This window comes from Lysinibacillus sp. IITD104, from assembly GCF_036698265.2.
GTDB classification, from domain to species: domain Bacteria; phylum Bacillota; class Bacilli; order Bacillales_A; family Planococcaceae; genus Lysinibacillus; species Lysinibacillus boronitolerans.
This window is the reverse complement of sequence record NZ_JBAHYH020000001.1, coordinates 2504434-2526815: the sequence shown is the minus strand read 5'-3', so window position 1 is coordinate 2526815 and position 22382 is coordinate 2504434. Positions and strand designations below refer to the sequence as shown.

At 34.7% G+C, this 22382-nt stretch carries 29 protein-coding genes, 1 pseudogene and 1 other annotated feature; of the genes and pseudogenes, 23 read left to right on the top strand and 7 right to left on the bottom strand.

The window, feature by feature from the left end:
• Positions 1–3: 3 nt before the first annotated feature.
• From V1L66_RS12880 to V1L66_RS12845, 8 genes are all read left to right on the top strand, one after another.
• The gene (locus V1L66_RS12880; protein WP_333006646.1) at positions 4–1149 is read left to right on the top strand and encodes a M56 family metallopeptidase; all 1146 of its coding nucleotides are present in this window, start codon (positions 4–6) and stop codon (positions 1147–1149) included.
• 383 nt (positions 1150–1532) lie between these two features.
• Positions 1533–1823, top strand: a complete 291-nt coding sequence (locus V1L66_RS12875; protein WP_333006647.1) for a hypothetical protein — start codon at positions 1533–1535, stop codon at positions 1821–1823.
• A 179-nt stretch (positions 1824–2002) separates the two neighbouring features.
• Positions 2003–2551 (top strand): hypothetical protein, encoded by a 549-nt coding sequence (locus V1L66_RS12870; protein WP_016994539.1) that lies wholly within the window; start codon positions 2003–2005, stop codon positions 2549–2551.
• A 3-nt stretch (positions 2552–2554) separates the two neighbouring features.
• Positions 2555–3187: a hypothetical protein gene (locus V1L66_RS12865; protein ID WP_333006648.1), complete on the top strand. Its 633-nt coding sequence runs from the start codon at positions 2555–2557 to the stop codon at positions 3185–3187.
• A 168-nt stretch (positions 3188–3355) separates the two neighbouring features.
• The gene (locus tag V1L66_RS12860) at positions 3356–3985 is read left to right on the top strand and encodes a hypothetical protein (protein WP_016994536.1); all 630 of its coding nucleotides are present in this window, start codon (positions 3356–3358) and stop codon (positions 3983–3985) included.
• 212 nt (positions 3986–4197) lie between these two features.
• Positions 4198–4551 carry a hypothetical protein gene (locus tag V1L66_RS12855; RefSeq protein WP_333006649.1) on the top strand — a complete coding sequence of 118 codons (354 nt, stop codon included), beginning with the start codon at positions 4198–4200 and terminating at the stop codon, positions 4549–4551.
• Between the two features lie 308 nt (positions 4552–4859).
• Positions 4860–5024 carry a hypothetical protein gene (locus tag V1L66_RS12850; protein ID WP_333006650.1) on the top strand — a complete coding sequence of 55 codons (165 nt, stop codon included), beginning with the start codon at positions 4860–4862 and terminating at the stop codon, positions 5022–5024.
• A gap of 672 nt (positions 5025–5696) precedes the next feature.
• Positions 5697–6260, top strand: a complete 564-nt coding sequence (locus V1L66_RS12845; protein WP_333006651.1) for a hypothetical protein — start codon at positions 5697–5699, stop codon at positions 6258–6260.
• Positions 6261–6608: 348 nt separating this feature from the next.
• Here V1L66_RS12845 and V1L66_RS12840 read toward each other — a convergent pair whose 3' ends face one another.
• Positions 6609–6806, bottom strand: a complete 198-nt coding sequence (locus V1L66_RS12840) for a YwhD family protein (protein ID WP_333006652.1) — start codon at positions 6804–6806, stop codon at positions 6609–6611.
• Positions 6778–6972 carry a YwhD family protein gene (locus tag V1L66_RS12835; RefSeq protein WP_333006653.1) on the bottom strand — a complete coding sequence of 65 codons (195 nt, stop codon included), beginning with the start codon at positions 6970–6972 and terminating at the stop codon, positions 6778–6780. The genes V1L66_RS12840 and V1L66_RS12835 overlap by 29 nt, the downstream gene beginning before the upstream one ends.
• Before the next feature lie 603 nt (positions 6973–7575).
• Between V1L66_RS12835 and V1L66_RS12830 the strand changes: the two genes are divergently transcribed.
• The 4 genes from V1L66_RS12830 to V1L66_RS12815 all read left to right on the top strand — a co-directional run bounded on the left by V1L66_RS12830 (position 7576) and on the right by V1L66_RS12815 (position 10661).
• Positions 7576–7926, top strand: coding sequence for a PadR family transcriptional regulator (locus V1L66_RS12830; protein WP_016994532.1), 351 nt, complete (start codon positions 7576–7578; stop codon positions 7924–7926).
• The gene (locus V1L66_RS12825) at positions 7913–8911 is read left to right on the top strand and encodes an HAAS signaling domain-containing protein (RefSeq protein WP_333006654.1); all 999 of its coding nucleotides are present in this window, start codon (positions 7913–7915) and stop codon (positions 8909–8911) included. Before V1L66_RS12830 ends, V1L66_RS12825 begins: the two co-directional genes overlap by 14 nt.
• Positions 8912–9050: 139 nt before the next feature.
• Positions 9051–9188, top strand: coding sequence for a hypothetical protein (locus V1L66_RS12820; protein ID WP_004228528.1), 138 nt, complete (start codon positions 9051–9053; stop codon positions 9186–9188).
• A 118-nt stretch (positions 9189–9306) separates the two neighbouring features.
• Positions 9307–10661 (top strand): IS3 family transposase gene (locus V1L66_RS12815; protein WP_409072225.1). Its coding sequence is split into 2 segments (ribosomal slippage): positions 9307–9775 and positions 9775–10661, totalling 1356 coding nucleotides; the frame shifts between segments, so codons are not numbered across the junction.
• A 128-nt stretch (positions 10662–10789) separates the two neighbouring features.
• On the opposite strand, the gene V1L66_RS12810 is transcribed toward V1L66_RS12815, so the two are convergent.
• Together V1L66_RS12810 and V1L66_RS12805 are read right to left on the bottom strand one after the other, a co-directional pair.
• On the bottom strand, positions 10790–11185 hold the full coding sequence (locus V1L66_RS12810) for a DUF3888 domain-containing protein (protein ID WP_409072224.1): 396 nt from the start codon (positions 11183–11185) through the stop codon (positions 10790–10792).
• A gap of 467 nt (positions 11186–11652) precedes the next feature.
• Positions 11653–12291, bottom strand: a complete 639-nt coding sequence (locus V1L66_RS12805; protein WP_333006955.1) for a hypothetical protein — start codon at positions 12289–12291, stop codon at positions 11653–11655.
• Between the two features lie 133 nt (positions 12292–12424).
• Between V1L66_RS12805 and V1L66_RS12800 the strand changes: the two genes are divergently transcribed.
• Positions 12425–13306 (top strand): hypothetical protein, encoded by an 882-nt coding sequence (locus tag V1L66_RS12800; RefSeq protein WP_333006954.1) that lies wholly within the window; start codon positions 12425–12427, stop codon positions 13304–13306.
• On the opposite strand, the gene V1L66_RS12795 is transcribed toward V1L66_RS12800, so the two are convergent.
• Positions 13296–13472 carry a hypothetical protein gene (locus V1L66_RS12795; RefSeq protein WP_333006952.1) on the bottom strand — a complete coding sequence of 59 codons (177 nt, stop codon included), beginning with the start codon at positions 13470–13472 and terminating at the stop codon, positions 13296–13298. The two genes, V1L66_RS12800 and V1L66_RS12795, sit on opposite strands and share 11 nt — an antisense overlap.
• A gap of 159 nt (positions 13473–13631) precedes the next feature.
• Positions 13632–13754, bottom strand: coding sequence for a YjcZ family sporulation protein (locus tag V1L66_RS12790; RefSeq protein ID WP_081456919.1), 123 nt, complete (start codon positions 13752–13754; stop codon positions 13632–13634).
• A gap of 206 nt (positions 13755–13960) precedes the next feature.
• Between V1L66_RS12790 and V1L66_RS12785 the strand changes: the two genes are divergently transcribed.
• The 10 genes from V1L66_RS12785 (at position 13961) to V1L66_RS12740 (ending at position 21831) form a co-directional block, all read left to right on the top strand.
• Positions 13961–14296, top strand: a complete 336-nt coding sequence (locus tag V1L66_RS12785) for a hypothetical protein (RefSeq protein WP_016994523.1) — start codon at positions 13961–13963, stop codon at positions 14294–14296.
• 16 nt (positions 14297–14312) lie between these two features.
• Positions 14313–14747, top strand: a complete 435-nt coding sequence (locus V1L66_RS12780) for a hypothetical protein (RefSeq protein WP_016994522.1) — start codon at positions 14313–14315, stop codon at positions 14745–14747.
• Positions 14740–15273 (top strand): hypothetical protein, encoded by a 534-nt coding sequence (locus tag V1L66_RS12775; RefSeq protein ID WP_333006949.1) that lies wholly within the window; start codon positions 14740–14742, stop codon positions 15271–15273. Before V1L66_RS12780 ends, V1L66_RS12775 begins: the two co-directional genes overlap by 8 nt.
• Before the next feature lie 311 nt (positions 15274–15584).
• Positions 15585–16202 (top strand): cysteine peptidase family C39 domain-containing protein, encoded by a 618-nt coding sequence (locus tag V1L66_RS12770; RefSeq protein WP_016994520.1) that lies wholly within the window; start codon positions 15585–15587, stop codon positions 16200–16202.
• 439 nt (positions 16203–16641) lie between these two features.
• On the top strand, positions 16642–17547 hold the full coding sequence (locus V1L66_RS12765) for an NAD(P)/FAD-dependent oxidoreductase (protein ID WP_333006947.1): 906 nt from the start codon (positions 16642–16644) through the stop codon (positions 17545–17547).
• Positions 17548–17732: 185 nt separating this feature from the next.
• Positions 17733–18230, top strand: coding sequence for an ATP-binding protein (locus V1L66_RS12760; protein WP_333006944.1), 498 nt, complete (start codon positions 17733–17735; stop codon positions 18228–18230).
• A 156-nt stretch (positions 18231–18386) separates the two neighbouring features.
• Positions 18387–18638 (top strand) — a binding site (T-box leader).
• Positions 18639–18717: 79 nt separating this feature from the next.
• Positions 18718–20079: an amino acid permease gene (locus V1L66_RS12755; protein ID WP_333006943.1), complete on the top strand. Its 1362-nt coding sequence runs from the start codon at positions 18718–18720 to the stop codon at positions 20077–20079.
• 150 nt (positions 20080–20229) lie between these two features.
• Positions 20230–20700 carry a peptide-methionine (S)-S-oxide reductase gene (locus V1L66_RS12750; protein WP_333006942.1) on the top strand — a complete coding sequence of 157 codons (471 nt, stop codon included), beginning with the start codon at positions 20230–20232 and terminating at the stop codon, positions 20698–20700.
• 438 nt (positions 20701–21138) lie between these two features.
• Positions 21139–21519 carry a DUF4830 domain-containing protein gene (locus tag V1L66_RS12745; protein WP_333006941.1) on the top strand — a complete coding sequence of 127 codons (381 nt, stop codon included), beginning with the start codon at positions 21139–21141 and terminating at the stop codon, positions 21517–21519.
• A gap of 150 nt (positions 21520–21669) precedes the next feature.
• On the top strand, positions 21670–21831 hold the full coding sequence (locus V1L66_RS12740) for a hypothetical protein (RefSeq protein ID WP_283734504.1): 162 nt from the start codon (positions 21670–21672) through the stop codon (positions 21829–21831).
• 296 nt (positions 21832–22127) lie between these two features.
• On the opposite strand, the pseudogene V1L66_RS12735 reads toward V1L66_RS12740, so the two are convergent.
• Positions 22128–22382 (bottom strand): annotated as a pseudogene (locus tag V1L66_RS12735) (hypothetical protein); the annotation flags it as partial.

Genomic DNA, 22382 nt, shown 5'->3' with positions numbered 1-22382 from the left:
TAAATGCATGCATGGATAAATAGTGTGGTAGCTTTATCAGTTGCTGGTAGTAGCATGTTCATTCTTTATTATGGTATGACGGTTATTTCAAGAGAGGCACTCACAGCGAGATGGTATTACTGGAATAGAAAATTAGCGCTTTTCTTTTTCCTAGTACCTGTATTTCTCCTATTGAATGTCCCCCTCTTATTAAAGAAAAATCATCAGCCAATAGAAGGGGAACAGCTACTTTTCGTACAACAAAATACAGTTTGGTTAACAGAAAATTTTGTACAAATACTGTTTATCATTTGGTTAGTTGGTGCGATTGTAGCAAGTGGATGGTTTTTATTTATGTATCAAAGTGGATATCGAAAATTATATCGAAACTTGATACCAGTTCCTAAAGACCATGAAGTATGGAAAATTTTAGCGCAACAACAAAGAAATATGAAATTAAAAAATAGAATTCGCCTTACATATTGTCAAGAAAATATTAGCCCTATTTTGATAGGTCTATTTAAGCCAACGATTGTGTTACCAATGTATGAGATTCCGAATGACGAGTTAGCTTTGATTCTCAAACATGAATTGATTCATTATAAGAAAAAAGATTTATGGGTGAAAAGATTGGGAATTTTCGCTATCATTCTACACTGGTATAATCCGTTGATTTATCTTTTACAAAAAGAGTTAACGAAGTGGTGTGAGCTTTCTTGTGATGAGTATGTTGTCATGCCCATGTCTTTGTCAGAGCGAAAAAAGTATGCTGAAACAATTTTAAATATGATGCAACGTGCTCAAAGGCATTCACTCTCTCCTTTTTCAGCCCCCTTTTTTACGACAGGGAAAATGAAATTAAAAAAGAGATTACAGCGAATGCTAACTGACAAAAAGGTAAGTAGACCAATTGGTATGTTATCTATAGTTATACTCTTCATTTTTAGTGGTGTGAGTATCGTAAGTTCTGAATATACTCATAACAACATTTCACCTATTGAGGAGGAGGTTTTAACATTAACAGAGGAATCTTTTGATACCTCGATAGAAGAAGAAGGGCATTCTGAATTAATGTCTGTTAAATTATCAGATGAATCAAAATTTTCTAAAGAGGAATGGAAAAAAATTTTAAAAAAGATTGAAAGAAATGAAATTATTTTAGAAGAATAATGAAGAAGCCCTACCCAAAGGATAGGGCTTCTTAAATAAAAAATATATACAAATTGTTGGGTACAAAATATATTTTTTTAGTTTGAAAGTAATTTATAGCTAAAATTAATATATTATTACTTTTCATGTAATGTGTCTTTTCTTAGTTTGTTTCTTAATTTATAAAGGGGAGGAATAGAATATGTTCAAAAAAATCTTTATAGCAATGTTTAGTCTAATTTTAATGATATGGATAAGTCAAGATTCTGTAAGTGCTATGGAAAATTCATTAAGTAATTTAGAAAACGATAGCTGAATCTGTTGAGGAAAGTGATTTTTCCATTGAAGAGGCATCTATTGATGGAGTAACTCCTTTATTAAGTTTTAATATTTCTTCTTCTTCGTTGGGAGTAAATAAGTTTGTTAAATCAAGTAATTCTTATTACATTCAAAGCGGTGGAAAGGTAAATATCACAAATATTACATGGAGTCCATCTAATCAAAATATTCAAATAGGATTAGTTAATGCCGCTACAGATACAAGATATTGGTCAAGTGAACGTACAGGTGGAAGTCAAATTGGTGGTTCGATTGTCTTGCCAGAAACAGCTCCTAGTGGGCAATATTATGTTGCTATTCGTTCTGTGGCTACAAATACGACAAGTATCAGTGTATATGGGCAATTTAACTTTTAAATAATAATTTAATTTTGATAACAATAACTTTATTACTCTATCTTTAAAATATTGATTGCACATGAACAGAAATTCCATGACTATTCAGATACTTTGAAAGGGGGGATGTCTAATATAAATAGAAGGTGTAAGGTTTGTTCGATAGCTTTATAAAAAAAAATTTATAAAGAGGTTTTATCATGAAAAAATTAACTTCATTTTTCTCAATTTTTGCATTGTTTTTAGTATTAATTATGCCACAAAACGCATCAGCAGCAACTACTTATAGTGCTGGTGCAAGTTCACCATCTACTATTTATGCTTATAGCCTCAATACTTGGTCTGGACAAGGTTTCTGGGATTTAAGAAATGTAAGCTCTATTCCTGACACAGCCGTTGTGACAGCAGCTAAATTAAATTGGAGTATTTGTACAACTTGTGGTATGTCTTATGATACAACGGTTGTTGGTCTATTTAAGCAAGATGGGTCTGGCTATCAGATGGATTCAGGTTTTTACAATTATAATTTTGGTGGTCAACCTGTTAAACAAAATTGGTTTGCTAGTTTTAAATCATCAAAATTCAACGGCTCAGGTTATATACGACCTGTTTTAACATTATTATGGGAAGATTCTACAAGTTTAACATCTGGTACACTTATGTTAAGTGATTCTCCTAGTGATGGTCTTACTGGGCAAGCTAATGTTGTTGAAAGCGAAGAATTAATATATGAACTAGTGGAGGAGTAATTGATGAAAGTTACTTTTAATGCAATTAACAATTTGGGAACAGTTTCTACATTTCAAACACAGCAAAGTAAACAACCTTTTAATATCGAAGCAAATGAAATAGATGCTAAACAAGCGAAAGTCGAAGCATCACGTGAAAAATATGCAGAATTTGTACAATCTTGTAATGCCATTTATCAGGGAGCAACACCCACTCAACTTATGGATAAACAAACAAATTCTATCAATATTACTAGCGGTGTGTACTATCATTTAGGCTCAGTCAATGGGAAACCCCTTAATGGCACAGCTTTAACTGGTGGTGGCTTTAATTCTAACTTTAGCCCAATGATACAATGGACAGGAGTTGGTACAAAGGTTACACCCGAACAAGAAGCCGCTTTTAGAATACACCAGTCCTATTCACAAGTTGAACGTCAAGAAGCAAATGAGCTTGTGGCTGTCTTTATGAGCCTTTCTCGGTTAGCGGAAGGAAAAAAATCTGTGGCTAGTATGAATGATGATGTAATGTTTAAACAACACTTCCCTAAGTTTGCAGAAGGAGTAGGACTTGACTTAAGTAAGCCTTTCACTATTAACGGCAAGTCATTTATGTATTCAAAAGGAGTATTACAGGCACTAAATAAGGAAGTGTAGTTGATAAATTGCTGGGGCATAAATATATGTTCCAGCTTTAACGTTATGCTTATCAAGCAAATACTTTTATGGGAAGATTCAGCAAGTGCAAAATCTGGTACAATCTTGCTAAATGAATCATCTGATGAGATTTTTATTGAAATAGAAGATTTAGGAGAGGAATAATTTATGGAGGTAAAACCAATTTCATTTAAAAATCTAGGAGCTATTGCTAGTTTTCAAGTACACCAGAATCAAAAGCCTTTTCAAATGGAAGAAATGAAAACATATTATAAACAAGATAAAATTGAAGCAACACGTAAAAGTTATGCTGAATTAGTACAATCCTATAACAATATTCGTAGAGAAATAAATCCAACGAAATTCGTTAATGAGCAAACCAATTCTATTGATATTACGAATGGTGTGTACTATCATCTAGGCTTTGTAAATGGAAAACCTCTGAATGGGACACTTTTAACTGGTGGCGGCTTTAATTCAAATTTCAGTCCTATGATATGGGATAATCCAAACTCTAATGTTGTAACACCAGAGCAACGAGAAGCCCTTAAAATCCATCGATCTTATTCACAAGCTGACCGTCAAGAAGCAAATGAACTAGTAGCAGTTTTTATGAGGCTTGCTCGTCTGACTGATGGAAATGCTGTAGCAAATGCCAATAATGATAAAATGTTCGCACAACATTTTCCTAAGTTTGCAGAAGGAGTAGGACTTGATTTAAGTAAGCCCTTCACTATTAATGGTAAGTCATTTATGTATTCAAAGGGAGTATTACAGGCACTAAATAACGAAGTTTAATAGATAAGTTACTAAATTTGGTATTTTAATGAAAGTTAGTGTCTTTGTCAATGGATTTAGTTGGGAAAATTTATTCGTTATTATTCCTACTAGGCAAAGGATAAGATATGAATGAATCGTATGAATGTTAATGAGTTAACATTAAAACTTTTGGGTGTAGAAAATCCTTCAACATCTATTACAATGCCCCATTTTAATAATGGCGCAATGCTATGCCAACTAAAACAGCGCCTGTCATGAATGAAGAGGAATATAAAAAAGCAATCATTGCACAAGCAAAGAAAGATTTTGACAATGGGAAATTTGGAGGGCATAAAAACCCTTCCTATATGGCTATGAAAAATAGTTTTGTATCTGTTGCATCACCGAACCGCAAAGGAGCTATTACACAAGCATTTATAAGCCTGCCATTTATGCAACGAAATAAAGTGAACTATTTGCAGGTAAAAGATAAGCATGGAAACGAAATTGCTAGTTTCTCACCTGCAAAAGGCTGGACAGCAGTAGGTACGTCCGCAGAACATGCGCGAGAAAGTACATTTGATTCGATTTATACAGAGGCATGACGTTCGTTTAAAGCAGCAGCTCAAAACAATGAAAATCAAGCGGATGCTTCTGTTCAACAAAATACAGAAAATAATTCTTTTGATGTAACTATTTAAATAAATACTTTATAAAATGGAGTGGCTATTAATTGATATTTCAGTTGATCACCATTCCATTTTTATCTATCTTTAGGATTCTTTAAAAAAAGTCTGAGAGATATGGAAATACCAAGAACAGTGGGGATGTATTTGAAAAAAATAGATTTATAATTTTGATATTGGTTGTTTTTTCAAGTTTTATTTACTATTTGAATATGGATAGAAATTATATGAATTTAGAAGAATTTCAAGGATTCCCTATCCCTAATTCAGCAATTTTAGAGGAAGAAAGTTCAACACCGAAAAACTATAGTTGGAAATCCTCATACGGGACATCCATCCCTATTTCTTATCGTATGGTAATTAAAAAAATGGCTGGAAACAAGTCGAAATAGATGGTCATGGTATAACATATGAAAAGGATGGATATAAAATCAACATAACAGTCGCATCAGATTATATGGCTCTTATTAGAGTACAATAATTTTTTTAGTGTATTTCCTCTATTACTAATTAAGGGTAGATTTCATCAATGTTTCTCACTTAAAACTAACTTGTTATGTTTTGCTTATTTATCTTAAATAAATTAAAAAGACAAAAGTAACAATTTTGAAGGAATGCACCACGCATTCCTTTTATATGGAGAATTTTTTCGATTTCTTTCGCCACTGTAAATTCGGCAGTTCAACTAAGAGAAGAACGTGTCAGGTTTGGAGGGGTTTATTATTTTCTATCGCTTGAAGGTTTAACTAATTCTGGCCGTTTCTCGGAGTTCTTGAATGTCGTGGATTTTGTTGGATATAAATAGAAGGGATCTCTGTTCCAATTGATTGTTGTCGATTGGAATTGCAGGATGGACTAAAAACCGCCAACACGACATCATGATGATTCCTTAGACGGTTCAACAGATTACAGCTGGTCTTTGGACGTCCATAATTAGATGACCCATTCACAGAGAGGTAACACGCACAATTCTCCCCTCTCTTCGTTGTACAGATTTTTAGATGGGCTGAGTAGTTATATAATATTTTTATAACCTGATAAGTAAAGCAAAGGAGGATTTGAGCATGAACTCTATATTTTTATTAATCATTTCAATTTATGCTTTTTTTATAGGTTATAAGTTTATTAAACCAAACTTTAAAAAATCCTTATTTACAACTTTTATTATTATTCTTATTACAAGTACATTATTATTCTTCCTGGTAGATATAGTTACTTTCAAGCCACGACCAAATAAAGCGGTTTCTGGTAATGGGAATTTAGGTCTCATTGTTCTATACTTCCTAATTCCAATTTTTCTTATCCTTTTATTTATTTTAAGTAAAGGGATTTATCAAGGCTTTAAACGGCAACCACTATCTGAATTGAAAAAACATATCATGTTTGGGATTGTTTTACTTGTAATGGGGACTATATTGCAAATAACATATGTTTCAAGTACATTAAACGCTTTATCAAATCACCGGTATAATCCATTCGAAGAAGGATATAGAGGAAGTATCATTAATCAGTACACGAACACCTTGTTTTTCAATGGGAATATATATGGTATTTTTATTGCAGCAGTAGTTATTGGAACACTTTTAACTCTTAGGTTTAAAAGAGGTAAAGACCACACTAAAATGTAGATACCATAGTAAAGAACTCTCAGGGATATTCTCTTCTTTTCCATAAAAGGGTACAGTACTTCCAAAATCCTCCGATAACTAACCAGAAATATAACCTCCTGTATAGTAGTGTCATGCTAATTTGCATGCAACTTTAGTATACAAGAGGTTATTTTATATATAGTGGCTCTCTGTCTCCCAATGGGTGGCTCGAAACTCCGCACAAGCAGCTCAATTCATCCGCAATATTCAACAAGTGAGAATGTGACACTTGTTAGGTGTTTTTAGAAAATTAATAAAGTAGGACTCAAGTTTAATTGGAGATATATTTATTGGTCAACAATCATCCAATTTGATCCTTTTCTAAAATTAACTCATATTGTGAACGCTTTGTACATGGCTGGGAGGGCATTGTTTTTCACATAGTAGGCGACCTTCACTTGCGGTACATCCCGCATAATAGGGACCATTTTGATTAACCTGAATCGCTACCCAAACTATCCAGTAACGATAATAATCGTTGCTAGCATGAGCTAGGTCAGGAGAAAAACGAACTTTTTTTTTCAATTTTACTTCGTCCGTGTAATGCTTCTAAATCTATAAACACGTGCTCTTTTTCACAATCTATAATAATTGACGTTACATTATTTAGATCAAGGGTACCTACTCCGTAACTGCCATCCCCGTCAGTTGAATCGTTACTTAAAATTGTAAAATGCATTTTCTCTTTCATAGAAGTCACCTCTAGGCTTTTTATACCGATGTACTTTTTTATAATCAACAATATTTGAATCAAATCAATTGTCTGAACATACAGTTTTGCTCCTAGCAAAAATCGCATAAAAAAACATCACTGTACGCTACGTTGTACAAGCTGTTATACCTGTTGGTAATTTTTCAAGTACAAATCTAACAAACACATTACGTATAGTTTTATAAATTAAGATACTTGAACGTTTCGTAGTCATTTTTTTCTATACGTAATGGTTGTCTAGGATTTTTCCTCATACTTTTATCGTTAAAAAGTATACATACAATATACCGTGTGACGTCAAAGATTGTCTTCAGACTAATGTCTGAAATGTTATGTATTGGAAATTTGACGATAATACAGTGATTGGACCTTTAATTAACCGAACATTGTTGCTATCAATTTTGCCTTTCCGATTTAACTGCTTGAATCCAAGCACCTAGCATAATTTCGTGAAATAGGGATGGGACACAAGCTTGACTAGAGGGAAATAAAATTGCTTGTTGTTGTAACAACAATAGTGTATGATACATAGTATAAGTTATACAGTGTATATCATATAGTAAGCGAAATAGAGGTGAACGAATGAGTACGTTACTGAATTCATTAATGACTGAACTTAGGAGAGGAACACTGACATTAGCCGTTTTAAGTCAATTACGAACACCGCAGTATGGATATTCACTTGTTCAATTATTAGAAGATTCGGGCATTAACATCGATCAAAGTACCTTATATCCATTGCTTCGCCGTTTAGAAAAACAAGAGTTAGTGACAAGTAGCTGGGAAACCTCTGAGAGTAGACCCCGCAAATATTATGTATTAAGTGAATATGGATTAGACGTCTTTTTACAATTGAAACGAGAATGGATTAATAATTCAAAAGAACTCTATGAATTACTAAAAGGAGATGAGGATAAAGATGAATCTGACTGAAATTTATATTCAAGAAGTCACGCGGAGGCTGCCTGAAAAAAATCGTGAGGATATCGCACTTGAGTTACGATCAACCATTGGGGATATGCTGCCTGATGATTACAATGAGCATGATGTAAAGGAAGTGCTGGAAAAGTTAGGGAACCCAGCAGCGTTAGCGAGCGGTTATCGTGATCAACCAATGCATTTAATCGGCCCTCGCTATTTTGATGTATACCTCTCGTTACTAAAAATGATTATACCAATTGCCGCTGTCATTGCGGTAATCTCAATGATTGCTGAATATTTTATTAGTTTTGGTGGGGAAGAAGCGGTTATGAATGCTGTCATCAATATGATGGGTGAAGGAATATGGAGAATCATCGAAGTAGGCATACATGTCTTCTTCTGGCTAACAGTTGTATTCGTCATTTTGGAACGTACTGATAAAGGAAAAGAACAGCATCCGTTGTCAGTAAGTCTTAAAAAATGGACTCCCGAAGATCTGAAAACCGTCATGTATATTCCTAAGAAAAAAGCAATTACCAAGCTTGAAGTATTTGGCTATTTAATGTGGACGGCCATTTGGGCAACTCTTTATTTTTATGCAAATCATCTTTTAGGTATATATGAAGGTGGTGGAGAGGGTCTCAAATTCGTAATGCCAGCTTTAAATCAGGATGTTTTACTTCATTATTGGCCCATTGTAATCGTTGTCATTGCTCTCGAAATAGGGTTAGCTCTCTACAAATTACTGAAAGGACAATGGACGAAAAAAGTGGCAATCTTTAATACAATTGTGGAGCTTTTCGCAACCGTTGTATTCATTGTGATAGTAAGTAATCCGAATTTAATAAACCAAGAAAGTATCACGTACATGAGTGATTTATTTACCACCTCTGCTAAGCAATTTGAAATATGGCTAATTGGCGGCATAATCATTATATTTGTTGTATCTGCGGCAATCAGTATATTCGACGGCTTCCGCAAGGCTCGAATTCGTTAATTCATCGTTGTTTAGCATTAATTAGTACGCAACCATGGATACTTTACTTAAAGATGGCCTCTGTATAGAGCCATCTTTTTCTTTTGAAATCTATGTAGGATGAAGTGAAATTACATAAATAAACAGTGGGGGAAGTAAAATGGATTTACTAATTGGAATAGCAATTGTACTAATTGTGTTTTTCTCTTCAAGCATAATAGAGAGAAAGTTAAAATCGATTGAAAGGCAAAACAATCGCATAATAGAAATACTAGAAGAAATAAGAGATAGAAAATAAATAGATCGTCTATGAACAGCGAAGTTTAGTATAACAATGAAATACCCCATCAAAGTAAGACAAGTGAACTGCTCCCCAATTGTTAGACACATCTAACAATTGGAGGAGCAGTTTTTATATGGCTAAATATACATCAGAAGAAAAATTACAAGCAGTTCTACGCTACATAGAAGGTAAAGAAAGTTCACATGAAATTGCTAGATTAATTGGAACAGATCACAAAGCGATTCTTAATTGGGTGAAACAATATGAGTATAACGGCGTAGAAGCGTTTATAAAACGATATACAAATTATTCGGCACAGTTTAAACTAGACGTACTAAACTATATGATTGAAAACGGTACGTCCTTACTTGAAACGGCAGCTATCTTTAATATAGCTACTCCTTCTACACTTCGTTTTTGGAAAAAACAATTTGAAACAAAAGGATTCGATGCCCTTCAATCAAAGAAAAAGGGGCGTCCATCCATGAAAAAAGAAACAAATAAACAACCAAAACAAGCACCAGTAGAAGGCTCACCAGAAGCACTTCAAGCAGAAATCAATCGTCTACGTATGGAAAACGAATATTTAAAAAAGTTAAACGCCTTAGTTCAAGCCAAGGAAAAATCACCAAAGAAGACAAAGTAAACGTCATCTATGAATTAAGGCATAAATACTCGGTGAAGGCGCTTGTAGCGTTCGCAGAAATTCCACGTAGCACGTACTATGATTTAGTAAAGAAGATGAATCGTCCCGATCTAGATGCCGAGTTAAAGGCCGAAATTCAAGAAATCTATAAGGAACATGAAGGCCGTTATGGCTATCGTCGCATTCGTGATGAGCTAGCGAATCGTGGGCAAAAAGTGAATCATAAGAAAGTGCAACGCTTGATGAAAGCGCTAGGCTTAAAGTGCATCGTTCGTATGAAAAAATATAAGTCATATAAAGGGACAGTTGGTAAAATTGCGCCTAACATTTTAGATCGCCATTTTACAGCAAAAGCGCCTAATGAGAAATGGGTAACAGATATTACGGAGTTTAAGTTAATTGGTGAAAAGCTTTATTTATCGCCTGTTTTAGACTTATTTAATGGCGAAATTATTACGTATACAATTGGCTCTAGACCTACATATTCGTTAGTTTCAGAGATGGTAGAAAAGGCTTTAGAGCGGTTGCCAGAAGAACACCAGCTCCTCATGCATTCCGATCAAGGCTGGCATTATCAAATGAAACAATATCGCCACGCCCTTCAATCAAGAGGGATTGTGCAAAGTATGTCGCGTAAAGGCAACTGTTACGACAATTCTGTCATGGAGAATTTCTTTGGCATCATGAAGTCGGAATTTCTCTATTTAAAGGAATTTAAAAGTGTCGAGCATTTTAAAAAGGAACTGGAAAACTATATAAACTATTACAACACGAAACGTATGAAGGCAAAATTAAAAATGAGTCCAGTGCAGTACCGAACTCATTTTACCCAAGCTGTCTAAACGAAATAACCGTGTCTAACTTTTAGGGGTCACTTCAAAGCTTTGATGGGGTGCTTTTATGATTCACAGATAAAAAAATCGCATGACATTCAATAAAGGGACAAGCTTACAATTTTAATGGGAAGGTATTATTCAGGTGGATATTTATACGTTTTGAGATGTGTGTGATGAATCAATTTAACATCAGGTCCTGAAGAAATTTCATAGGTCATTCGATCCTTTCCAATAGGAATCCATTGTCCGCCATCCGTAGGTTCAATTTCAAATGTAATTTGCATTTGAAAGCCTCGGAAATGATTTCTTTTTGTATCAATTACTTCAATTTTCCAAGGCGTAATATGAGGGGAAACATCCTTTCTAATCTTTGAATAATAATTGGTCAAATCTTCTTCAATATAAGGAGTAAGCAAAAGCATGAGCATATCCTGCAATCTCAGCTCGCTAGAATCCTGTGTTGGTTCAGCGGATATCGTTTGAAAAGAAGTAACAAATATAAGGGGGAGTACGAGTAACATCTTTTTCACTTTCTTTTACACCTCTTTGTGATCTTTCCCTAATGCATTGTATTGTTACCTTTATGGAATGAAGTATGTATGATCGAAGTAAAGGTGTTCGAGTATAGGTTATACAAATAATTAAGATATTTTCTGACATGACGATTGGAAAAAAATAAGCTGCGATACGGTTCATCATAATAAATGGTGTGGAACCAATCATTTTGACGGAACCTTGCTATATTTTGACCAACATAGGTATTCGATAAAAAATTTAAAATAACCTCAAACATAAATTTATGTCCCATCATAACAAATAAATTTGATCGTAATGGGGGGCGATGAAGTGTGCAATAGCCAAAAATATAGGGGCACCGATGGAAGTGCCCCTTAGTAACAAATCGGGAGGTGCCTTGTTAAACGAATTCGCTTAACATTACTATTTATATGATAAGATTACTTGGTTTTATAGACCATCTTCTTGAATATGCTAAAATTTACACATCGTAGCGAAGAATAGCTGTTATCCAGTCCTTTACTAATAGTTGCCATTGGAGCTGTGAACTGTCTAAGGGAAGAGAGTGACTTTGCAGCTCTTTAGGGAGCAATTGTATTTTATGACGTATCATTTCATTGTCAGGTGATTCTGTATCAATAAATAAAAGATAGCGTCCAATTAAATCTTCCTTATACATAGATGGATAATCAAGGGCTTTTAATACACGTGTAGAAAATTCCACACCATTTAGCTTTACTTCAAAATGTCCTCGCACATTAAATTCACAGTGAATATGTGTACCAGGTAATCGACGTAGCGCTTGTAGGAAAGCAGCTAATGTTCTTTCACTAATGAAATAGGTTTTCCAATAGTATTGACTTTCTTCATGTTTACTTGAATTAGCATCATATATATCGTACCTTATTTCGATTGTTGTTTCTGCTTCGCTAAATTTTTTCCTAGTGAGGTAGTGCCGAGCAATTTTTTTAATGGTGTGATGATCTAAGTCACACCCATAGCTCAGAATAGTTACTTGTCTACGCTGTGCTTTGGCGAATAACCGCATTTCTAAATTTGCATCATTATTTAAATCCCAGCCATAGCGTGGGTTGTAATGAATAGATGTACTTTTGTTCATTGCGACCTCCTTTTTGCCTAGCCTAATACCATTATAAATAATTTTGTCTAATTTTCCTTATTTTTCTTTTAAAAATGAAACTTTTGGATTTTAAGTTTCGTATAAACTGGAAAATACTTTTTAGGAGGTAATTATGGCTAAATGGAGAGGCACAATCCTTCTATGTACATTACTGTTAACAGCCTGTACAGCAGAAACCGCTCAACCTAAAGAACAAATACAGGAAGAGAAAAACGATGGAAATATTGTGGTAACAAAGGATGGCAAAGTAACCTTTGAGATTAAGAATGAGATTGGTGTTCCACAAGAAAAAGTAGAGGCTATAAAGGATGAAATTGTGACAGCATACGACCACATAAAGGATTCTATACATACTTCCTACACGCCATCCGAGCACATAAACGTATGGTTTAAGGAAGACGGTCTATCCTGGGGGTTTGCATCGAAAATCGAACTAGTTGGCGTTCAAGATGATACCTATCCACTTGTCCATGAAATGACCCATTCCTTACTTGGCTATGGCAACAATTTTGGATCAGACCATGGCTATTTTACGCAAGAGGGTTTTGCGAGTTATATGGAGGGTCAATATGGAAAAAATAAATTATACTTTGAAAAATACATGAAGCATTATTTGGATTCAGATAAGATAATTCCCATTAGTAAGTTAATTGATCCAAATCAAGATGATGTCTATTTTCGCCCAGCACTTTCAAGTGAAGAAGAGAATCAAGTCCTGATGGAGATGAGCTACACGCATGCGGCTTCATTTGTTACATACCTAATTAATACCTATGGACTCGAAAAGTTTGAACAGATCTACAACGAGAAAGAACTAGCAAAAAAAGTAGAGGAAGTATACGGAAAGAGTAGTAGTGAGTTAGAAAAGGAATGGTTAGCATTTATTCAAAAGCAACAAGGACTTACTTATGAGGAGAAATTTAAATCGGGAAATTTTTATGATATGAATACGATTCTTCTACAAATAGATCCAAAATATTTTGCTAAGGAATAATATTTTTCTTCGGATGAAACTGTCTATGTAATAAATGCACGCCCAGTAAAAGGCAAAGGCCACCAATGATTCTTAATAATATATTTTTGAAAAATACTGTATCGTCAACCGTAATGACAATCAACATAGGACCAACCATAATCAATGCGATGCCAAGCAATGCCATGTAGAAATCACATCAATTTCCCATGTCAGATTTGATTATCGCACGATTGTCTGACAAGGAAAAGGGTCACTAGGCTGGTAAAAGCGACCCTTATAAAATAGCTAGAATGACCTTACATGGCTTTAACAGTCTGTAAAAGGTTAGGTGCTATTGGGATGATTAGTACATGAAAGAAGCGCCAACAATAATTAAAAGAATGAATAGAACAACGATTAATACGAATGTTGAACCGTAATAGCCGCCACCGCCAGAGTCGCCGCCATAATAGCAGCTGTTGTTCATGTTACCTACGTTTCCGTTGTATCCCACTGAAAATCCCTCCTTTCTACAACCTATAATATGTATGCTTGCAGAAAGGAGAAATGGTATTTACCCTATGGTTCTAAAAAATGCTGAAAACATTCTTGTATTTTATTTTTAGGGAGAAGGTTTTTTGAGATTGGTATTTTATTTTTACAAATAAAGTGAGAAAAGAAAGCGGGGGTTACATGCTAAGGGAAGAGCTAAAGCAAAAAATCATCAGTGAATCGACTGAATGTATTGCTTATTTAACAGAATTAGTGAATTCAAATCGAATTTATGATGGGGAAGTATTGGCAATCATTATAGATGTTATAAAAAATGGACCTGATCAATTAACAAGCTCGCAGTGGAATGTCTTGTTAGATAAGGGGTTACTACCTGATTTTTATGTAGAATGTGATCGCTGTGAAGATACCATTCCCTGGTCAGAAATGTACCGTGCGATTTTCATAGCGAGAGATCATTATTGTCCCTTTTGTAGATATATAGAAAATAAAGAGAATACAAGATTATTAGACTAGGATGGTAGAGGCAATAATGAAATGGTTCATGATAATTGCCGAATGGCTATTCTTTTTATATGTGTTTATTTGTCTATTGAGCTTTAACATAATTCACCTTGGGAACCTTCTCTATGTGGATATGCCGCACGAAGAACCGATGATTGTGACAACACCCTTTGTTCAGACCTCACTGTTCATTATAGGAATAGGTGTTGTTTGTTTCTACTATATGAAGTATTTAAGGGGGAGTAATGCTTATAAAAGGTCAAAGGCAGTGATCTGGGGAAGTCTATTTGCCTGCCATGCATTGGCAAGCGGTTTTTATTTGTTCATGCGATTTGGGCTTCTATGGAATCAGCATGAAGCAATGGAGCTTTTATTATCTACGGTTATTAGTTTCGTCCTTACGATCCAGGCTGTGATGAAATATGTTACAAGTAAATATAGAAAGAGTGAGATGGATGACTGAAAAAACGATTGTAGAAAAAGTGCGTGAAACAATTGAAGGCATTGAAATCGGTTATTTTGACACTGCCAAACCTTATATTTTTGATGAGTATTTCAAGTACTTTGATGATGTCGATTTTGAAACAAGAAAACATGCACTATTCCTTTTTGTATGCATGCTAGGAAACTGGTATAGTAAAGCAACGTTTGTCTTTAAGCCAGAGAGCGAGCGCTTAAAATATGGAGCTAGCACATACTACGATTTCGAACGCTATCTAACAGCTCTATTGCAGCATTATTCAAAAATTGAGCGAGACTTTCCCTTTATGTTTGAATTCATTGTCGTGTATTTAATTTTGATTGAACAACAGAAGGGAGTAAGCTACGAAGATTGGTTTCCTGAAATTGACGCAACGCTATTTCAAGAACTTAAAGAGAAAATATTCATTCCAAACAACCGTATTGTTCAAGAGGTTCATCCTATCAAATATTTATTTAGAGAGGTAGGGATTAAACCATTCTTTATAACAGATTTTTTTGATGAGTAATATGTTAGAGATTAAAAATAGTCATTGTTGTTGAGTTAGCAGCAAAATATCTTTGAAGACCAATAAGCTGCTTATACAGTTCTTTTTTCTTGTTATCTTAACTGGGTAGTTTAGTTTAAAGAGCTTTGTTTGACTTGTGTTCAACAAAAGGACCATTTAATTGAGTAAAACAAAAACCTGAATTGGATAATTATGTTAAAATTGAGTAAGAGTTGTTAAGAAATAAAATATACTAAAAAACTGTGCAGGATAGTGAAAAAAAAGGACTTAGAATATAGATTTGATTACACACAAAGATATGGGGGTCGTGTATGTTTATAGTTAGTCAAGTTATTTTATGGATTATTATATCAACTATTATTAATGCATATTTAATGACATTACCCATACTTGTTTTACGGAAAAGAGATTATCCAGCTAACTATCTTATTCAACAAAACAATCGAATAGATTTTCAAAAGAATAATGAATGTGCAGCATTTTCAACAGCATATCTATTACGTCATTTTGGCATGGAGGATGATGGTGAAGCGTTATATACGCATTTTCCTAGTAAAACTAGGGCGGGTGCTGTATATCCAAAGGGAATCCGAACGGTGTTAAGAAAGAAGGGTTTTAAAACAAAATATCATAAAGGAAATGTAAATACATTAAAGTACGAAGTTAGTAAAGGAACTCCCGTGATTGTTTTTATTAAAACACAAAAGGATCGTAACTATCTGCATTTTGTCCCTGTAGTAGGCTATGACAAGGAATATATTTACCTTGCAGAATCAGTAAAGCATCTGGTGAATTGTGATGATGAACACAATCGCTATAATCGAAAAGTTCCAATTAATGAATTTAAGAAACTATGGAATGTAAAGAGAATTCATATGCTTCTTTATAGCAATACTTACATAGCCGTAGACGCCACAAAGTCTATTTAATTATTTTATCATTTGAAATGTTTACAATAACTAGAAATAGGAGTTGAACTTTATTCAATAATCGGTCGCGATTTTGCATAAGAAACAGCGCTCAAATTATCAAATAATATAACAACACAATATTTTTTATGTCCAAATAACTGGTGGGGATACTCAATATCAAGACCCAGATGAAGAAATTACCTTGGAAGAATTGCAATGAAATTTCAATATTTATTCATACATACCCGAAAGACTCAGAAGTTATTGAACAACTATTATCAAATTTATCTAATTGTGCGCATTTCTTTAAAAAGGAATGCGTCTTTTTTAATGTAAAATAAACAAAAACTCTGCGTCATGAGTGTGTAAAGAATGGAAATTCATGATGTAGGAAATAATGTAGTTCTCTAATGCAAATTACAATTCAAAAGAAAACCAAATCAATACGGAGGTAAAAATGACTGTTCTTGATTGTATCATTATAGGCGGAGGTCCTTCAGGGTTAAGTGCTGGCTTAACTTTAGGAAGAGCAAGGAGAAATATTGCATTAATTGATGATGGGACAAATAGGAATAGAGTGACACAGGCGTCACATGGATTTATTACGCGTGATGGGATAAAACCACAAGCGTTTAAAGACATAGCGTTAAAAGAGTTGGGGAATTACCCGTCCGTCTCCTATCTTAATGCGACAGTTACTGAAATTATAAAGGGTATAGGTAATGAGCGATTTACTGTCAAAACATCTACTGGTCAGGAATTTGTTTCAGAAAAAATCATACTCGCCACTGGTGTTCAAGAAATATTTACTATACCAAGTATAAGAAAGTTTTATGGGAAAAGTCTATTTAGTTGTCCTTATTGTGATGGCTGGGAGCAAAAGGATAAGCCATTAGTGGTTATAGCAGAAAAAGAAGAGCATGTACTGCATTTGACCAAGTTAATTTATAATTGGTCACAGGATTTGGTTGTCTTAACGAATGGAGCTCCCTTATCTAACGAAAGTAAAATGGAGTTGCAAAAACACAATATCAAAATAATATCAGAAAAGATAAAAGACCTCATAGGTAATGATGGGTACTTACAAAAAATAGAGTTTGAATCAGGAGCAACCATTTTAAGGTCGGGTGGATTTGTTGCCCCATCTTATTATCGTCCCAATCAGTTTGCTGAGAAGCTTGGCTGTGCTATTGATGAAGATGGAAAAGTGATAACAGATGGTGTTGGTAGAACAACTCAAAAAAATGTCTATATTGCAGGAGAAACCGAAAGATCCAAACCATCCTCTTTAATGATTTCAGCGGCTAAAGGTAATAAAGCTGCTGTTTCAGTAAATACTGATTTAACGATGGAACGCTTTTGATGACGCCATAACACTTGGAATAGGATCTTAGTAAAAACATATCAGCTAATGTATTCTCAAATATTGTGTTAGAGTTACTATAAGAAATGGCGAAGAACGGATTTTGATTGTAGAATCCGTTTTTCTTATTGCAAAAATTATTGTTTACAAGGTAGGGTAATAAAAAAGCTCGGAGGAATAAAAACATGAAACAAATGGGGACTCTATACTTTTTCTGTGGAAAAATGGGAGCAGGAAAATCAACAAAATCAAAACAATTGGCTAAAGAAAAAAATGCGGTCCTTTTATCTGAGGATGAATGGCTTTCCTCTCTTTATCCCAATCAGATCACATCATTTGATGACTATCTAAAATTATCAGCACAGCTCAAGCCTATGGTGAAAAAGCATGTCCAAAACATATTGGGTGTTGGTACGCATGTAGTAATGGATTTTCCAGGTAACACTCAAAAACAGCGAAAGTGGTTTTTGGATTTAGCGTCAGAGGTCAATGCAAACCATCAACTAATTTACCTTAACTTAAATAACCAGCAATGCTTGCGTCAAATTGCACAAAGGCGTAATGAACAACCCGAAAGAGCAGCTTTTGACACCGAAGCGACGTTTATTGAAGTTACTAAATTTTTTGAAGCACCAGAAGCTTCCGAGGGTTTAAATATATGGGAGTTTAGTGGGAATGAATAAGACAGAGTTATAGCACCAGAAAAAATTAGCTGAACTAAACCGTCTGTAGAATTGTCATATGTAATTTATGCGGTTTATGAAGAATTTTTTAAAATTATATTGACAAACTATTTTTTTTCTGTAAAATGAAAAACAATTCAAAAATATTTGTATAGAACAAAGGCTATGAAAAGAAGTAGTATCAATTATTTTTACGAACAGAAAGTTACCGGTCGATGAGAGGTGCATGTAAAACAATTGAGAATTCATCTTGGAGCTGTGTACCGAAAGGATTATTCTAAGTAGGCTACGCCGGTAAGCACCCGTAATCATGTGCGAGAGTATCGTCAAATGACCGTACTTCTTAAGGTAAGTAATGTGAATTGCTTATAAATTAAAGGTGGTAACACGAGTTGAATCGTCCTTTTGGTTAATCCAAAAGGGCGTTTTTTTTTATTCCTTTTTTGAGCAAGTATTTGAAAATCTAAACGTATGAGGAGTAAGCATTATGAAAGATAATCATCAAGATTCACAACTAAAGCGGGAATTAAGTACTCGTCACATGCAATTAATTGCACTAGGCGGGTCCATTGGGGTCGGTTTATTTTATGGCTCTAGTTCAACCATTCAAATGGCGGGACCATCTATTTTACTAGCTTATTTAATTGGCGGGCTAGTTATTTTCACCATTATGCGTGCATTAGGCGAAATGGCAGTAGCAGAACCTGTATCAGGCTCATTCAGTATGTACGCGAATAAATATTTAGGGCGCTTTGCTGGGTTCTTATCGGGTTGGACATATTGGTTCATGTGGATTGTCGTGGGCATGGCAGAATTAACAGTAGTCGGTGTATATATTAACTACTGGTTTCCAGATATTCCACAATGGGTAACTGCCCTTGTCGTACTTGTGATGATGACGCTTGTAAACTTAGCAAATGTAAAAGCATATGGAGAATTCGAATTCTGGTTTGCGATGATTAAAGTTGTGGCAATTATCGGGATGATCGTTCTAGGATTAGCCATTATTTTCTTCGGTGTCGGCAACCACGGTGAAGCAATTGGCTTTGATAATCTATGGGCACATGGTGGCTTCATGCCAAACGGCTTCCATGGTATTTTAATGTCACTCGTATTAGTTATGTTCTCATTCGGTGGGGTTGAATTAGTGGGTATTTCTGCAGGAGAAGCAAAAAATCCCAGCAAGTCTATTCCATCAGCGATTAACAACATCGTTTGGCGTATTTTAATTTTCTACATTGGGGCATTAGGCGTTATGATGGTTATTTATCCTTGGAACGAAGTTGGCTCAGAAGGTAGCCCGTTCGTTCAAATTTTCGATTACGTTGGTATCCCTGCTGCGGCTCACATTATTAACTTTGTAGTTATTACAGCTGCAATGTCTGCCTTTAATAGTGGCTTATACGGTTCAGGACGTATGCTACACAACTTATCGGTACAAAAAAATGGTCCGGAATATTTTAAAACAGTAAGCAAAAACGGTAGCCCGAGTCGAGGGATATTATTTTCGTCAGCTGTGTTATTAATCGCGGTTGTCTTAAACTATGTAGTACCTGAAAAAGTGTTCATCTATATTTCTGCTGTTGCGACGGTTGCAGTCATTACAAGCTGGATGATTATTTTATTAGCACAATTGAAATTTAGGAAGTCAAAAACGAAAGAGGAAGTAGCTAATCTGAAATTCAAAATTCCGCTTTATCCACTTTCTACGTATGTTGCTATTGTATTTTTATTAATGGTGATTGTGTTAATGGCGTTTATTCCAGATATGCGTGTTGCCCTATATGTCGCACCTGTTTGGTTTTTCATCTTATTTATTGGCTACAAAGTAATACATGTTAAAAAGTAGTTACAATTCATTTAACTAATACTTCTACAGCGCAGATAGTTTGTTAAGAAATCCTTTTGGTATACTCGATTCGTTACACTTATCGCCTTCCTTTATGAATAGGTTCATAATAAAATTGATCTGTATTTAGACAAAAAAAGGAGGGGCATGATGGAAGTAGTATATTTGGCAGGTGGATGTTTATGGGGCGTACAAGCTTTTATAAAAACGCTACCAGGAGTTACGTTTACAGAAGCAGGTAGAGCTAATGGGACTAGTCGTACGCTTGAGAGTGATTATGACGGGTACGCTGAATGTGTAAAAACAGGGTTTGATCCAACAGTTGTAACCATTCGAGATTTAATGGGCTATTTATTCGAAATCATTGATCCTTACAGTTTGAATAAACAAGGACAGGATGTTGGCGAGAAATATAGAACGGGCGTATATAGTGAAAATCCTGAGCATTTAAAAGAGGCGAAGGCATTTCTTAGAGAGAGAAGTGATTACGAGCTTATAATGGTTGAAGTGCTGCCCCTTACAAACTATGTCAGAAGTGCAGAGGAACATCAAGATAGATTAACCAGATGTCCAAATGATTATTGTCATATTCCCGCAGAAATTTTAAATAAATATAAATAACGGAATTTACGAGACCTTTCTATGTTATTAGTGCGTCATTTGGATGATCAGGTTATGTATTTGCTAAAACGCAGAAAATTAGAAGGAAATGATAAGTAGCGTAAAAGGGCTAGTGCGTATGTAGCTAAACCCGTTCTGTAGGCTTTTTCCAAACTGAATCATTCAAGTAAATAAGAGAGACAGCTATTTGTAAACATTATTTCTATTAATGATAGTTAGAATTAGGAAAATAGTGAATTGGTATATAATGTTTGAACAATATATTATCAAATCAGTACATCACTAAAATAATAGTGGTGTACTTTTTTTCTGTTATATGCAGAATTTTTTCCATATTGTAGAAAAGTTTTGCCAAACTTCGCTTTGGTAGCTTTTTAGAGGAATAAAAGTCTGTTTTATCGAAATACTTTAGTAGTTAAAAGTGAATAGGAGGGAATTATGAAAAAAATAATGATGATTCTGTGCATTCTGTTTATTTTAACAGCTTGTAACAATGAAAGTATTAACGAAAAACATAGATTATATTTAGAAGAGTTAGGTTGGTCAATTGAATCCTTTGACACAAAGGAAACACGCGAAATATCTAAGGATTCTTTAGCGTTTAATGACTCTTATCAGTTTTCTTTTCTTGAGAAATATGTAGGCAAAGAGTTAGATGTAACTACTTATGAATTAAATGAGAAAGATATTGAAGGCGATAATATTCAAGCTATCTTATACGAGTATAATGGGGAAATCATAGGCTCTGTTGGAAAAACAAAGAATGCGACACCAGGTATAGTAAATCTTGAAGATAAGGACATAATAACCAATGAATAAACCCTATTTATTGCTCTAGAAATGAATGTATAAATAATTCACTAATAATTTTAATAACGTTCCCAATGAAAGTTTGGATAGGATACACACTTAAGAGGGTTTAGTTATTCCATTAAGGGCGCTTTTCTGAAATAAGGAAAGCGTCTTGATATGTCAACAGATTTATATGCAAAAGAAACCTTACAAAATTTGGCTCAATTAAAGGATCTTGCGCTGGAACAATTAAAAGCTTTTACGTTGGCACTGACGAATAGACTGAACAACAGCACACCGACAAGCATTCCTCCAATTACTAGCTTGAGCAGTGAATGAAGCAAGCGCTGCTTCGACTTTGAAACCGTATGGGTAAGAGTGAGATTCTCCTCCTTTGATTAAATCATTCTTTCCAAAGATGCCCATTATATCTCGGATTTTGCTCTGTGCTACGTACCTATCATTTTAATAAAAAGAGTGTAAGGAGGTCTGAGGCGAACGTTGGTTCATATAATTTCCATTTAGTTAGCGATACCTTCTAAAGCTCCCCCTTCCCCAAAATCGTAGCAGCAAGAATAAGGCAATGCATCCTAAAAAAAATAGTATGCTGCCGAGCGATTGCATGGTTCTTGATTCTATACCGATGTACAACAGAAAGTTTTCGAACGGAACGTTAAGAAAGCTATTGACGCAAGAAAAATTAAATATGCCAATAACGTCATTACAGGAAACGCGCCTTTGCATCTTTTTTGTATAATGAGCGCATTCCAGAGGAGGGATGTTATTTCCAAGATAAAAGCGCTAATCGCAACACCTGCATAACCGAATCCCGGTATTGCCGTTAAATGATAAGCGGCGATGGCAGAACAAATAAGGCCTACTAGTAAACC